Below are 14,201 nucleotides of genomic sequence, written 5' to 3' on the forward strand. Positions count from 1 at the left end.
TTTATATTGTCCCTTTACTGATTGCTTTAACAATCTCATCCGTTTTCATTCCTCTGGAGCCTTTAATTAAGACACCGTCTCCGGCTTTTAAATGTTCTGACAAATATGTTATAACCTCTTGATTATTAGAAAATGTATGAGTTACAATATCCGCCTTTTTATCCTGAATCGCTTTGGCAATATGATAAGCCTCTTTACCAATGGTAATTACCTCATCGATTTTCTGGTCCGCAATATAAGCTCCCACATCATAATGCAGTTGTCCTGATAGCTCGCCCAATTCCCAGACATCGGCTAATACAGCGATTCTTCTTGTTATACCGTCTAATTCCAGTAATACATGAATACCGCTTTTCATAGAATCCGGACTTGCATTATAAGAATCATCAATAATTTTAACCTGATTCGCTTCTATAATCTGGCCTCTCATGGCGATTGGCCGGTACTCATAAAGACCTGCTTTGGCAATAGAAACCGGAATATTATATTGCTCAGCAACAGCTAATGCTGCCAAGGCATTAAATACATTATGCATTCCCAATACAGACAGTACTATTTCTTCGCCGTCACCATATAAACCCGAATCCTTGTCTTGTTTCTTCCTTAATATAAAATGAGTTTCCCCATTCATTGTCTGTATGTTCTCTGCTCTATAGTCACAGAACTCTTCCGTTCCAAACGCTGTTACTTTGGCGGTCAAGTATTTTTCCCTTGTCTTTTCACAGAGATTAAGATTGGTTAAAGGAGTATTATTATCTTTATATAATTTACTCAACAGATCATCATTACCATTTATAAATAAAACCGAGTCTTTCTGGAAACAGTTAATAATATTTAATTTCTCCCTACGGATATTTTCCCTTGTTTTAAGTTGTGCTATATGAGAAACTCCGATATTGGTCATAATAGCCGTCTCCGGTTTAGCAATAACCGCCAGTTTCTCCATTTCCCCCTCTTCACTCATACCCATTTCAATTACTGCAATATCATGCTCGGCATTTATACGAAGCATCATAAGAGGAAGCCCCACCTGGCTATTCATATTGCCATCTGTCTTTAGAACATTGTATTTTGTAGCTAATGCCGCGGCAACCATTTCTTTTGTAGTAGTTTTACCAACACTGCCGGTTATTCCGATAACCGGTATATCAAATCTACTTCTGTAGAATGTTCCTAACACCTGTAATGCCTTTAAGGTATCCGCTACTTTTATATATACTTTATCCGTCTTTTCTACCGTATCCGTATGCCTGCTGGTAAAACAGGCTGCTGCACCATTAGCAAAGGCATCCTCAATAAAATCGTGTGCATCTACTCTTTCCCCTGCAATTGGGACAAAAAGAGCTTTCGATTCCATATTCTTAGAATTGGTACTCACTGAAGTGATTTGAGTATTTTCATCACCACTTAAAATTATCCCGTCAACTGCCTTTGCAATTTCTCTTACACTTAATGCTTCCATTTGATTCCTGCCTTCTTACTTCTATACTTTTTTAAACTTAGATGATCTGGATTCCTTCTTTTTTTAAATCGTCCAATACCTCCTTAATTAAATCCCTTTCATCCATTTTATATTTTACACCTTTTATTTCCTGATAATCTTCATGCCCCTTACCTGCCAGAATGATTACATCACCGGTTTGTGCATTTTGGATGCAGTAACGAATTGCTTCTTTCCGGTCAATAATTGATATATAGTTTCCCGGACCCTTTTTCACTCCGGTTATTATATCATCAATAATATCCTGAGGTTCTTCATTTCTTGGATTGTCTGACGTAACCACGGTAAGATCTGCCAGTTTTGATGAAATTTCTCCCATCTCATATCTTCTTAATTTAGAACGGTTGCCGCCACATCCAAACAAACAGACCAGTCTTTTGGGATTATATTCTTTTAACGTTGTTAGCAGGCTTTCCAGACTCATGGCATTATGGGCATAATCAATCATTAAGGTAAAATTATCTGATATCGTTATCGGCTCAACTCTGCCTTTTACCTTTACAACCCTTAAAGCTTTTTGTATGATTTCTGCCGGAATTTCAAAATGCCTGCAGATGGCAATGGCTGTTAAAGAATTATATACACTGAATCTTCCGGGTACATTCATCTTCACTTCAAAATTCATCAGCCCTTCTGCCCTGTATTTGACACCCAGGCTTCCACCCATACTGTGTAAATCTATGTCTGCCGCACGTAAATCTGCATTAGCTGACAAACCATAGGTCTCCAATAAACAGGTGTGGCCCTCAAGCACTTTCCATACATGATTGTCATCCATATTAACGATACCGACTTTGCAGTTCTTAAATAACAGCCCTTTACAAAACATATATTCTTCAAAATCTTTATGCTCATTGGGCCCGATATGATCCGGCTCGATATTGGTAAAGATACCGAAATCAAATGTAAAACCTGCAACACGATTCAGCATTAACCCCTGTGAAGAGACTTCCATAACGACACAGGTACAACCGGCATCTGCCATCTTACGGAAATACTCCTGAACTACATAGGATTCCGGAGTTGTATTATTTGCAGGCATCACTTCATCACCAATAATTGCCTCAATCGTTCCGATTAAACCGGTTTTAATTCCTGCTCCCTCTAATATAGAACGTACCATATAAGTTGTTGTTGTTTTACCCTTTGTACCGGTTATACCGATTGTTTTAAGCTGTTTTGCCGGATATCCAAAATAAGCCGCCGACATCTGGGCTAAAACAAGCCTGGTATCTGTCACACGAATTACAGTAATCTCTTCCGGTACAGAAACTTCTTTTTCTACAACAACTGCCGTGGCACCTTGTTTTATTACTTCCGGAATAAATTCATGACCATCTCTTACAGCTCCTGAAATACAAACAAAGACAGAACCCGGAATTACCTTTCTGGAATCATAAACCAAGGCCGTTATCTCTCTCTTAAAATCACCTTGAAGACATGAATACTCTGCTTTTTCAAGCATATACTTTAAATTCATTGGAACCCTCCATATTTTATTACATATTAATTTCATTACTTATTCAAAAATTACTTTTATACTCCTGATAAAAAAAGTGCTTTTTACTATTCTATATTACAAAATCCCATCCAAAATATTCTCCGGATGGGAATGAATCAAAACAATAATACAATATGCCAAATAGAATATATGGTTTCCATAGTTTACTTTCACTTGGTATATTTCTCCGTTTATTATATAACAGGATATATGGCTTGTCAAATTTCTTTTCCTATTTGAACTACTGATTTTTCCTAAATATTTGGCACAATTAACAGACTTATAGATGTATCCGCATATTATCATAAGCAAAAAAAACATTCTTGTAGTTCTTTTCCATTGCTTGATAATCCTCATAAGTTTTACCCCAATCTTCTTCCAGATGGGTAATTATTACTTTTTTAATGTTATAATAATTTTGCAGTTCCAATATTTCATCCAGAGTAAAAAGTTCCTTACGTAACCCATTGTCTTTTTCTAAACGGAATCCATCTTTTAACATATCACCGACAATCGTATTACCGATAATTAAATAGTCTGCCTTATCAAACAATTTATTTTTAGGAAAAGGCTTAACATCACAAGGTGCATAAATTAATTTTTTATTATTTTGCTCAAATAAAAATATAGTTACATCTGCCTTACTATTTACCGGAAGTAACGTAATTTTAATATCCTCAATTATAATAGCGTCACTGATCTGTTCACGGACAATCAAATTCATGGACTTATAATACTCCATAATAGAGCCATATTTGGTATGTATTGCATTAATATCCTCCATAACAATAGGTAATGCCATAACTTTAATGGGATCTTTACACCGGATACCCACAGACATAGAAAGCCAGTCCAGTCTTAGCTGCTCGATTACTCTTAATCCCAGTGTATGGTCCGGATCTAAATGACTATATAAAATATAATCAATGGCATTAATATCACAATGATTTAAACCATGGACAATATCCTCCGGCGTATCGATTAATAAATTAATATCCTTTAATACCAGACTACAGCCGCATCTGGCATAAGGGTATCCCTTTAACCTTGCTTCCTTACATACCTTGCAGCCGCATAACGGTCTAGGCGTACATACACAACCTCCGGAACCTGTTATAATAAATTCCATATAATCTCCTCCTATGCCATTTACTATTATGCTATTTCATCATATTTTATTACAATCAATAGTATCATATTATGGAATTTTGTGGAATAATAAATTTACAGATTAGCGTTTGCTTTTTTATATTATAAGATTTAAATAAGTAGAAAATATTATTTCGCTGTGCTATACTTGACAAGTATACAAAATCAAGTATATTTAAAAATAAGGCATACAGAGGTGAATATTATGTTTTTTATTATGGGGATATCCTCCGGTCAGAAAAAGTTAGAATTTGTACAGACTATATTTTGTTCAAAATGCAGCCAATTCGGAAGGTTAGAACTTTATATCACATATACTTCTTTTACTTTATTTTTTATCCCGATTTTTAAATGGAATAAAAAATATTATGCTAAGGCTGCCTGCTGCGGCGCCCTGTATACAATAGAGGCAGAAATTGGTAAGAAAATTGCAAACAAAGAAACCATAACATTAACAGAACAGGATTTACATTTAATAAATAATCCGAATTCCTATACAAATGATAATCCATGTCCAAACTGCGGATATGCATTATATCCTGATTATTCATATTGTCCAAAATGCGGTTTCAGGCTTTAAATAACTGAGATAACATGATAAAATTATATGTCGATTATAATAAAGTAACGGAAATACTAATTATTAAAACGGAATATCGGACAAAAGACAGGAGATAAAATGGAAAAAAAAACCCAGATTACTAATCCAAGATATCAGCAGATAGCTATGGATATCGCATCGAAAATTGTAGATAAACATTACAGCATCGGTGATAAAATATATGCCAGGTCATCAGTGGCAAGCCAATACGGAGTATCTTCCGAAACAGCCAGAAGAGCTATGTGCATACTTTCGGACCTAAATATTGTGGATACCACCAAGGGAAGCGGAGTGCTTATAAAATCTTATGAGAATGCATTAAAATTTGTACGGCAATACAATGATATTCAAACCATCACCAATCTGAAGAAGGAAATAATGGACAGTGTTAATCGTCAATCAAAAGAAATTGATTACTTTAGTCAATGCCTTGAGAAATTAATCGATTATACCGACCGTTTTCGCTCAATTAACCCATTTGTACCATCCGAACTGGAGATTACCTCCAAATCTCCCTTTCTTAATAAAACGATTGAAGAAGTTAATTTCTGGCATAATACCAGTGCTACTATTATTGGAATAAAAAGAGACGTTTCGTTAATTTTATCGCCGGGTCCTTATGCTGTATTCTTAGAACATGATATATTATATTTTATCGGTGATGAAAACAGCTATGATAGAGTACGAAACTTTATGTATCCGCGCAAGAGTTAAAAGCTTATTAAACAACAGCACTGACCTGTTGGAATTCTATTTTTTATATCCCATGAGATAAGCCTTATACAAGTCAAACCGATTTGTATAAGGTTTTTTAATGGTTAATTTGACAAAGTATCAACTTATAATTTTTGTTAAGTTATTACTTCCGAATAATCTCTTTATTACAAAAGGCTTCCGCATATCCTTTCAATTGCTTAAATATATATTGATATTTAATAAATTATTCCTTGAATAATTTAAAATAATCACAAATAATTTAGTATTTTTAGATTAATATTAAGATACTAAATTATTTTTTTTATTCATATATTAATTTACATTCTTTTCGTTTCGAACTTATAGAACTCCAAATTTTATATAATAATTAATAAAATCTATGCAAAAAAAATAAAACTCATACAAAAACATTAAAAACTTATACAAAAAGTATTAACATTATAAAATAATTATTTTATTATTTTAAATTTATCTATATTAAATTTATCAGGTATAACAGGAACCACTCTTGCTTTATTTTAGATATTGCTTTATAATAATTTATAGGAAAAATATACAAAAAGAAGAGGGAGGTGTCCTACATGTTGCATATAAAAACATTGGATGAAGGCTTGGACGTATTCAAAGCTCTTGGTTCGGAGATCAGGATATCTATCATTAAGTTATTATTAAAAAATAAAGGTATGAATATGAACGAACTGGCCAGCAGTTTAAACATTACAAACGGTGCTCTTACCAGTCACATAAAAAAATTGGAAGATTGCGGAATCGTCACAATTGTAAGTGAATCAGCAGGACACGGCAATCAAAAGAAATGTATGGTACATCTGGATAAAATATTAGTCGAATTTGACAGCGAAGAACAAAAGAAAAATATCTATGAAACCGAACTTAAAATCGGGCATTATTCCGATTATAAGATATATCCCACCTGCGGTTTAGCAACTGTTAATCAACTTATCGGTGAAGTGGATGATGCCAGATATTTTGCTCATCCAAGCCGCATAGACAGTGATATATTATGGTTTACAAAAGGGTATGTGGAATATATTATTCCAAACTTTTTACCGGTGCAGCAAAAAATAGACCAGATAACTATCTCTGCAGAATTAGGTTCAGAGGCACCTGGAGTTAATGATATATGGCCCTCCGATATCCACTTTTTCTTAAATGAAAAATGTCTCGGAATGTGGACCAGTCCCGGAGATTTCGGTGACGTAAAAGGAATTTTTACACCTGATTGGTGGTATCCTAACTGGAATCAATATGGATTACTTAAATTAATTGTAATTAATAATGCCGGCACATTTATCGATGGGCTGCAAATATCAGGTGTATCCCTAAAGGATCTAAATCTTGATTACAGAAGTACGCTTAAATTCAAATTTGCTGTACCGGACGATGCGGAACATGTAGGCGGTTTAACTATATTCGGACGTAATTTCGGTAATTATAATCAAGATATTAAAGTGCGTATCCATTACAGTCCTATTGACGATAATTCTAATCAATCTAATATGGATTCCTTGTAAATATATAGGTATATAATTCAAAACATACTTTGAACTATATACCTTTTATTAATATGACTTCTGAGCCCATATTTAATGAAATACACCTTTTGCGGTTCATACGCATCACCGGCCAGGTTTTTATTTCATAGGAGAATTTCCAATGAAATAAAAGACAGTTACACATTGTGTTTCAACCAATCTGTAACTGTTTCCTACCATATTTTAATTATTATTATTTTTGATTTAATAGGCCAAATTTTTTAAGAGGCCATATTCGAAGAATTGCACGTCCGCCGATGTTTTCTTTCGGAACAACTCCTACTTCCTCATAGCGGCTGTCTAAGCTTACTTCCCGATTATCTCCCATAACAAAATATTCATCGTCTCCTAATGTCAGCGGTTCTTCTGCTGTACCGGCAAAGGTAATCGGTTCTTTTCCGTAATTTTCTTTCAGAATTTCACCATTGATATAAATATCGCTGCCTTTTATCTGTATCGTCTCTCCCGGCAAACCAATAATTCGCTTTACATAATACTCTTCGTTCTTCCTGCCATGAGGATAAAACACGACAATATCAAAACGTTTTAACTTATCTAAATGATAACTGATTTTTTCTACCATAAGGTGTTCCCCGTTATGCAACGTGTTTTCCATTGATGGACCATCTACTATAGTTCTTTGTATTACATAAGTCGGAATCAAATAAATACATGTATATATTATAATTGCATATATAATAATATCTGTCAGGATAGACAAGCGTTTCCGCTTTTTATCTTCTTTCTTTGTTCCCGTTTGGTCAATTGCATTATAAGGCTCGAATTCTTCTATATTCTCTATACCGTTTTCTTCTTCGTAATCTTCTGTTTTTTTCTCTCCGCTCATTATTCTAATCTCCAATCAGCTTTCAGTAATTTATTGATGCTCCAATACACCAAAATTCTCAAATGGCCAGATTCTTACCCATGCACGTCCGATGATAGCTTTTCTATCTACGGTGCCAATACTGGAATCCCGGCTGTCCTTACTGTTATTTCTATTATCTCCCAATAGAAAGTATTCATTTTTTCCTAAAACAATAGGTTCTTTCGCTATACCACCGTCTGCTATGGGGTTATTTCCATAATCTTCATTAAGGAGTTGATCATTAATATAGATATCACTTCCGATTATTTGAACCGTCTCTCCGGGAAGTCCTATTACCCTTTTTATATAGTAAGTATCTTTATCCTCCTGATAAGGTCTGAAGACAACAATATCAAAGCGCTTTGGTTTATTTATTTCATAAGATACCTTTTCCAATATTAAATGATCTTCGTTATGTAGCGTACTCTCCATGGAACTGCCGCTAACTTCTATCTGCTGCCCCACAAATTGATGTATTAACAACACAGATACAATGACCACAACAAAGTATAGAATCATTTCACTAATTTCTTTTCCGTAATTTATCTGTTTTTCCTTTGATTCCTCTTCCTGGCCATCCGTCGTATTTGTCTCTTCCGATACCCTTAACCAGGATCTATCCTTATTGTCTTCCATATAGATCTCCCATCTTAGGCTAAGGCTTATTAAGCCAAAGCATAATATATGATAAAGCACTCTCGCAGGATACCTTATTATTTTATGATGATTCTATAATTCTGCTATAGAATCTCAAATAATAATAAAGGATCACACGAAAGTGCTCATGAGAGCTCATCTAAATCATAACGAGCTAATATTATGCTTCTTTTGTTTCATCGTCATTCACTATTTTTACTTTTGACTGATATAATTCTTCCACTGCTATGGACAATGGTTTTGCGGAAGTTGCACGTACCAAAGGGTCAACTCCGTTAATCAGCTGCCTGGCTCTTTTAGCGGTTGCTAAAACGATGGAATATCTGCTATTTACTACAGGTTGTTCACCTGGCTCTACCTCACTGTTTACTACTTTCATTAAATCTGTATATGATGGATGTAACATAATAATCTCCTTCCGCAAGCTATAAGCTTCCTAAAAAATATTTAAATATGATATCTATATTTATCAATTTATATATAATAAATATAATTGTATACTTTTGTTTTATTTGTATACTTTTATTTATATATTTTCATTTATATATTCTTATTTATATATTTTTATCTTTAATCATTGTAATATACAGTTGTTTCAGTTTCTTCTTTTATATTTATGCGGTTTGCTATGGTTTCAGGCAACAAGGCAGATAATACCAGATGCCCGCTGTCTGTTACAATAACGGCTTTTGTTTTCCTGCCGCAGGTTGCATCTATAGCTGTCCCTGCATCCTTGGCACTTTGTACCATTCTTTTAATCGGTGCCGCTTCAGGGCTAATGATTCCAACTATTTTGTTCGAATTGACTACATTACCAAATCCAATATTAATTAATCGATTCAATTTCTGTACCTCATTTCGACATGTTATTCTATGTTCTGAATCTGTTCTCTTATTTTCTCAATTTCGGTTTTTAAATCTATCGCTTTATTCGTTATATGAATATCATTTGCTTTTGATAATATCGTATTAGCCTCTCGATTCATCTCCTGAGCAATAAAATCCAGTTTGCGGCCTATTTCTTCTCCGACTTCCAACGTATTTTTCATATTCATAATATGACTTCTTAACCTTACGGTTTCTTCATCCACACAAATCTTATCTGCAAATACAGTAACTTCGGTTGCAAGGATACTTTCCTCTAATTTGGTATCACCTAATAATTCATATACTTTAGCAGTAAGTTTTTGTCTGTATTCCGAAACAATCTGAGGTGATCTTTCTTCAATATAATTGATGTAATCAACCATGCCATCTAATTTAACGTATAAATCATTTTTCAGATTCAAACCTTCCGCAATTCTTGCCTCTACCAATTGCTCTGCAGCAGCTCTAACTGCTTTCTCAACTAATTTCCACAATTCCTGCTCATCTATGGTTTGTTCTTCCAGGGTAAATATATCCGGAAATCTGGATAAATTTGATACTCTTATATCATTCTCAATCTGAAAAGTTTCACTCATTTGAGACAGATATTTTAAATATTCTTTTGCAATGTCTTCATTATATTTTACACAAACATTATTCTCAGTAAAATCTTCATACGTGATAAATACATCCACTTTACCACGTCCAATATATTGTTTTAAAACATTTCGTATACCTGCTTCAAAAAAGCTAAGTTTCTTGGGCATCTTAATAGAAATGTCACAATACCGGTGGTTCACTGCCTTCATTTCAACAATTATCTTTCGTTCTACTCTTACTTCTTCACATCTACCGAAGCCAGTCATACTTTTTAACATATTCGCACGTTCTTTCAATATAAAGTTTATAATGCCTGGATTTACAATGATTCATCCCACCTTGTAATCTTTTACAGGCATTTGAATTTATTATAGTTGATATACTACGACAAGTCAAGACTGGTTCATAAAATATGTCAGAAAAATGTTACAATTCAGCCTTACGACTGAATTGTAACAAAAGACGCACTGCATATATGTCTTAGATTTTTAAGTGAGTTATACCCGGGTCAATTTATTCTGGAATAGATTAAATCAAAACCCGGGACGTACAGTCAACTATCTGACTCAGTTCTGCTGAAATTTTTAAAAAGCTTTATATTGTTTATGGCATCAATAATCTCCCAGCAGTTTGCACTTGCAAAACTCTCCATTGGATATGCTCCTCCCTGATTATTGCGTTCCCAATACCAACCGTTTGCATTTACCTTCCATACATTAAGCTCCTTAAGTCTGCTGGTCATCTTATCAATCTGCCATTCAAGTTCTTTCGACATGATTTCCTCGTTACCCTTATAATATACGCTGTTGGGCGATTTGATAAAAAAAGACGGTCTTCCGCACCAGCCGGTCCATTTAAGAGGTTCTCTCTCCATATATGTATTAACAGCCACCGTTAAACTATCTTTAACAGGTTTGATATCAAAACGTGACGTTAGATTATACTTTTCTATTTTACTGACCAAATCGCAATAACTTGAAATAGTAAAAAAATCGGTAAGAGCATCACTGAATCTACTAATAATACTCTCTAATAACGCTGCTGCCTTTTTACATATTTCAGTGTTCATTTAGAATATGGTATACAGCGTTAAAAAGATTATGGTTATCCATAGTATTTAAATATTTTTCTAAAAGAAACTTTTCTGTTAAACGAATCCGGTCACTGATGTTTCGGTTACGAATAAGCATATCTTCAAAAAAATTTTTCCAACCTTTAAAATAAACATCCATATCGCCGAAAACTCCATAGCTGTCTCTCATGTGACAGCTCGTAAATAAATGAGCCGACCAAAAATAGAACTGTATGGCAAACCGGGAAATATTGCTTTCGGACTTAATGGAGGCAGCGAGTGTCGGTTTGTCATAGATGCCGCAATAACCGCAAGAGGTATGTACCTTTGACGAAATAAATGGCTGTGCAGTTATCGGTTGATAAAAAAAATTCAGTTGAACCAATGGTTTTCCCTTTCTCAGCCTCATAAATCAGGATACCTGTTTCAGTAATTGGTATAGTAAATTCAGATACTTACATAATTTTCTACTTTTTTATATTATACCATGTGCAGTTATTTCTGTCATTGTTTACCTCATATGGATTATCGTTATAAAATTATTGCTTCTCATTCTGTCTAATGTTATACTATTTGGTATTAATTACTGTTTTATGAAGTTGTTCTATCATCAATAGAAGTATTACAAATCTTCTGTACTTACTCATAAATAAACATGGAGCAATTTTTATATAATAAGTTGTATCCACTTAATATAAAGGAGAAATAACATGGCTTTAGATGGACTTGTCCTATCCAACTTAATTTATGAATTAAAAACAAAACTCATAGACGGCAGAATCAGTAAAATCTCCCAGCCTGAGAAAGATGAGTTAGTTCTTACTATAAAAAATAACCGGGATAACTACAAACTGTTTCTTTCTGCAAACGCAAGTTTACCGTTAGTTTATTTAACGGAAGAAAGCAAACAAAATCCAATGACCGCACCGGGATTCTGTATGCTGCTCAGAAAACATTTAAACAGTGCAAGAATTTTAGATATTACGCAGCCGGGGCTTGAGAGAATTATGAGGTTTAAAATAGAACATCTCAATGAAATGGGTGATTTATGTATCAAATACCTCGTCCTTGAGGTAATGGGTAAACACAGTAACATTATCTTTCTGGATGACGAAGATATGATTATTGATAGTATAAAACACATTTCCCATTTAGTAAGCTCTGTACGTGAAGTACTTCCGGGCAGAGAATATTTTCTACCCTTAACCGGAGAGAAAAAAGATCCATTGACCTTAAATCAAGAAGATTTTAAGGAATCTGTTTTAAATAAGCCGCTTCCAATCGGCAAAGCGATTTATACTTCACTTACCGGATTCAGTCCGTTAATGGCTAATGAAGTCTGTTACCGTTCATCCATTGATTCGGAAGCTTCCACCAGCTCTCTTTCAGAGTCAGAGGGATTGCATTTATATAAGAATCTGGATCGTTTAATTTCTGATATTAAGAACCATAATTATAACCCTAATATCGTATTAGAGGACGGAGTTCCAATTGAATTCTCCTGTTTTCCCCTGACTTGTTATGATGGGCTTGAAAAGAAAGAATTTGAATCCATTTCAGAGGTTTTAGAATCTTTTTTTGCCGCTAAAAATACAGTTACCCGTATCCGCCAGAAATCTGTGGATTTGCGTAAGATTGTAGCCAATGCAATTGAAAGGAATACAAAGAAATACGAGCTTCAACTAAAGCAATTAAAAGATACGGAAAAAAGAGATAAATATAAAGTATACGGCGAACTGATTAATACCTACGGATACAGTTTGGAACCGGGTGTCAAGTCATTGACTGCTCTGAATTACTATACCAATGAAGAGATCACGATTCCTTTAGATCCAACAATTACTCCGGCCGAGAACGCCAAACATTATTTTGAAAAATACAACAAATTAAAACGTACCTATGAAGCGTTGTCAACTTTTATAGAAGAAACCAAGATGGATCTGGTTCATTTGGACTCTATACGAACTTCTCTGGATATCGCACTGGCGGAAGAAGATTTAGCCCAGCTAAAAGAAGAACTCATGGAATATGGATATATGAAACGTAAATACACCGCTGGCAAACCAGGTGCTAAAATTAAAAAACAAAAAATTACCAGTAAACCGTTTCACTATATTTCATCTGATGGTTATCATATCTATGTGGGAAAAAATAATTACCAGAACGACGAGTTGACTTTTAAGTTTGCCGTGGGTGCCGATTGGTGGTTTCATGCTAAAAAAATTGCCGGTTCTCATGTTATTATACAGACCGGAGGTAACGAGATACCGGACAGGACGTTTGAAGAAGCCGCAAGACTTGCCGCATATTACTCAAAATCCAGAGATGCAGACAAGGTAGAAATCGATTATACGGAAAAGAAAAACGTTAAAAAACCAAGCGGCGGAAAACCTGGTTTTGTAGTATATTATACGAACTATTCCATGCTGGTATCACCTGATATTTCCGGAATTGTTCAAATCTCATAAGCCGTGGTATAAATTCCCCTAAATTTCCCTGGATTTGCGTATTGATTTTTCGAACATTTGTTTGTATAATATATAACAACTACTTTAAGTGAGGTATATATTATGTCATTTTTCGAACCGGATCGGACTACGGAATATAAAATTGATTACAATAACCGTCAACCGGTGTCTGTGATTGCCGCCTTTAATCCCATGGGCGATTTTAAGCCGGTGAACTTCGGTATTATGGATTTATATGGTAATATTTGCAAAGTTAAAATCGAGGGGATTAAATATGCGAAAGAGGTGCGCGGCGGTAAGTCTTTCTGTTGTGTCTACCGGTCTTCCGATCAGCAAAAGGAATGTATATTGACTTATTATGTTTCGGATCACAGATGGGTATTGGGAATTTGAAATTGTTCACATTAACTTAACATTATTATCAAACCCTGTACACATATGAACGATATACTAAGTTCATAAGATAACAACAAGGTTCCCCGCCTTGCTAATATAAATCTTTTTTCATAAAACGGCCAGCAGGACAGACCTGCTGGCCCCTCCTCTTGTTTGGAGTTAATTTTATTTTATTAGATTCTCTAGATCCATTAATCTGTCGTACCGGGATACGATATGGAAAAATTTTGGCTTTACATCCTACCGATATT

At 34.5% G+C, this 14,201-nt stretch carries 15 protein-coding genes; 5 read left to right on the forward strand and 10 right to left on the reverse strand.

Features of this window, described 5'->3' with window-relative positions; genetic code table 11:
• Nucleotide 1 precedes the first annotated feature (1 nt).
• The 3 genes from RBU59_RS02950 to RBU59_RS02960 all read right to left on the reverse strand — a co-directional run bounded on the left by RBU59_RS02950 (nucleotide 2) and on the right by RBU59_RS02960 (nucleotide 4,131).
• Nucleotides 2-1,462: a UDP-N-acetylmuramoyl-tripeptide--D-alanyl-D-alanine ligase gene (locus RBU59_RS02950; RefSeq protein WP_308146395.1), complete on the reverse strand. Its 1,461-nt coding sequence runs from the start codon at nucleotides 1,460-1,462 to the stop codon at nucleotides 2-4.
• Nucleotides 1,463-1,499: 37 nt separating this feature from the next.
• Entirely contained in the window at nucleotides 1,500-2,981 is a 1,482-nt protein-coding gene (locus tag RBU59_RS02955) for a UDP-N-acetylmuramoyl-L-alanyl-D-glutamate--2,6-diaminopimelate ligase (RefSeq protein ID WP_308146396.1), read from the reverse strand.
• A 301-nt stretch (nucleotides 2,982-3,282) separates the two neighbouring features.
• Entirely contained in the window at nucleotides 3,283-4,131 is an 849-nt protein-coding gene (locus tag RBU59_RS02960) for an MBL fold metallo-hydrolase (RefSeq protein ID WP_308146397.1), read from the reverse strand.
• Between the two features lie 225 nt (nucleotides 4,132-4,356).
• On the opposite strand from RBU59_RS02960, the gene RBU59_RS02965 reads away from it, so the two are divergent.
• From RBU59_RS02965 to RBU59_RS02975, 3 genes are all read left to right on the forward strand, one after another.
• Nucleotides 4,357-4,731 (forward strand): zinc ribbon domain-containing protein, encoded by a 375-nt coding sequence (locus RBU59_RS02965; protein ID WP_308146398.1) that lies wholly within the window; start codon nucleotides 4,357-4,359, stop codon nucleotides 4,729-4,731.
• Nucleotides 4,732-4,830: 99 nt separating this feature from the next.
• The gene (locus tag RBU59_RS02970; protein ID WP_308146399.1) at nucleotides 4,831-5,466 is read left to right on the forward strand and encodes a TrkA C-terminal domain-containing protein; all 636 of its coding nucleotides are present in this window, start codon (nucleotides 4,831-4,833) and stop codon (nucleotides 5,464-5,466) included.
• 584 nt (nucleotides 5,467-6,050) lie between these two features.
• Entirely contained in the window at nucleotides 6,051-7,001 is a 951-nt protein-coding gene (locus RBU59_RS02975; RefSeq protein WP_308146400.1) for an ArsR/SmtB family transcription factor, read from the forward strand.
• A gap of 214 nt (nucleotides 7,002-7,215) precedes the next feature.
• On the opposite strand, the gene lepB (RBU59_RS02980) is transcribed toward RBU59_RS02975, so the two are convergent.
• The 7 genes from lepB (RBU59_RS02980) to RBU59_RS03010 form a co-directional block, all read right to left on the reverse strand.
• Nucleotides 7,216-7,869: a signal peptidase I gene (gene lepB / locus RBU59_RS02980; RefSeq protein WP_308146401.1), complete on the reverse strand. Its 654-nt coding sequence runs from the start codon at nucleotides 7,867-7,869 to the stop codon at nucleotides 7,216-7,218.
• 30 nt (nucleotides 7,870-7,899) lie between these two features.
• A complete protein-coding gene (gene lepB / locus RBU59_RS02985; RefSeq protein ID WP_308148530.1) occupies nucleotides 7,900-8,409 on the reverse strand; it encodes a signal peptidase I in 510 nt (169 codons plus the stop codon).
• A 298-nt stretch (nucleotides 8,410-8,707) separates the two neighbouring features.
• Nucleotides 8,708-8,953, reverse strand: coding sequence for a DNA-directed RNA polymerase subunit omega (gene rpoZ, locus RBU59_RS02990; protein WP_308146402.1), 246 nt, complete (start codon nucleotides 8,951-8,953; stop codon nucleotides 8,708-8,710).
• A gap of 164 nt (nucleotides 8,954-9,117) precedes the next feature.
• A complete protein-coding gene (locus RBU59_RS02995) occupies nucleotides 9,118-9,390 on the reverse strand; it encodes a DUF370 domain-containing protein (RefSeq protein ID WP_308146403.1) in 273 nt (90 codons plus the stop codon).
• 23 nt (nucleotides 9,391-9,413) lie between these two features.
• Nucleotides 9,414-10,292 (reverse strand): YicC/YloC family endoribonuclease, encoded by an 879-nt coding sequence (locus tag RBU59_RS03000; protein ID WP_308146404.1) that lies wholly within the window; start codon nucleotides 10,290-10,292, stop codon nucleotides 9,414-9,416.
• A gap of 275 nt (nucleotides 10,293-10,567) precedes the next feature.
• Nucleotides 10,568-11,083, reverse strand: a complete 516-nt coding sequence (locus RBU59_RS03005; protein ID WP_308146405.1) for a hypothetical protein — start codon at nucleotides 11,081-11,083, stop codon at nucleotides 10,568-10,570.
• Nucleotides 11,073-11,495 (reverse strand): hypothetical protein, encoded by a 423-nt coding sequence (locus tag RBU59_RS03010; RefSeq protein WP_308146406.1) that lies wholly within the window; start codon nucleotides 11,493-11,495, stop codon nucleotides 11,073-11,075. Before RBU59_RS03010 ends, RBU59_RS03005 begins: the two co-directional genes overlap by 11 nt.
• A 301-nt stretch (nucleotides 11,496-11,796) precedes the next feature.
• On the opposite strand from RBU59_RS03010, the gene RBU59_RS03015 reads away from it, so the two are divergent.
• Nucleotides 11,797-13,554 carry an Rqc2 family fibronectin-binding protein gene (locus tag RBU59_RS03015; protein ID WP_308146407.1) on the forward strand — a complete coding sequence of 586 codons (1,758 nt, stop codon included), beginning with the start codon at nucleotides 11,797-11,799 and terminating at the stop codon, nucleotides 13,552-13,554.
• A 102-nt stretch (nucleotides 13,555-13,656) separates the two neighbouring features.
• Nucleotides 13,657-13,947: a hypothetical protein gene (locus RBU59_RS03020; protein ID WP_308146408.1), complete on the forward strand. Its 291-nt coding sequence runs from the start codon at nucleotides 13,657-13,659 to the stop codon at nucleotides 13,945-13,947.
• Nucleotides 13,948-14,201: the final 254 nt, after the last annotated feature.

This window comes from Anaerocolumna sp. MB42-C2, assembly GCF_030913705.1.
In the GTDB taxonomy this organism is placed as follows: Bacteria; Bacillota; Clostridia; order Lachnospirales; family Lachnospiraceae; genus Anaerocolumna.